The 385-nt window shown below is 34.8% G+C and carries 2 protein-coding genes; one reads left to right on the top strand and one right to left on the bottom strand.

Translation table 11 applies throughout. From position 1 onward, the window contains the following. A partial coding sequence (locus tag E3E36_RS12720; protein WP_206203761.1) for a hypothetical protein occupies positions 1–192 on the top strand: 192 nt, incomplete at its 5' end. Between the two features lie 12 nt (positions 193–204). Here the strand turns inward: E3E36_RS12720 and E3E36_RS13135 are convergent. Next, positions 205–385 (bottom strand): hypothetical protein (locus tag E3E36_RS13135; RefSeq protein WP_206203760.1); only part of this gene is annotated, 181 nt, incomplete at its 5' end.

Genomic DNA, 385 nt, shown 5'->3' with positions numbered 1-385 from the left:
CAGATGAAATTAGATGGTACTTGTACACAGGAACAAGCAGAGTTATTAATCAATATGCAGAAGCAAGCTGTACAAACAGTTTTATTAACTGAAAAAGGCCTGGCTTTATTGGCTGTTCAAAATGCCATTAATGCTGCTTTAGGTGCTATTGCTACAACTGTAAATACCGCCATCGGTTGGGCATTATTATAGCTCCTTTCAAGTTTACCTTTTAATAACTTTCATATTTCTCATGTAACTGTTAGTTTTACAAAAACACAGAAGCATGAGAAATATTTTTTTTGCCATTGCCTGCTTTCTAACCATAGTCAGTAATGCCCAAACAGTAGAACAGATAGAAAACAACAGAATTAAATTACCTAATGGTTGGAGTTTAACACCGGTA

The organism is Thermococcus sp. M36 (assembly GCF_012027355.1).
GTDB lineage: Archaea > Methanobacteriota_B > Thermococci > Thermococcales > Thermococcaceae > Thermococcus.
This window is presented reverse-complemented; position numbering and strand designations above follow the sequence as displayed.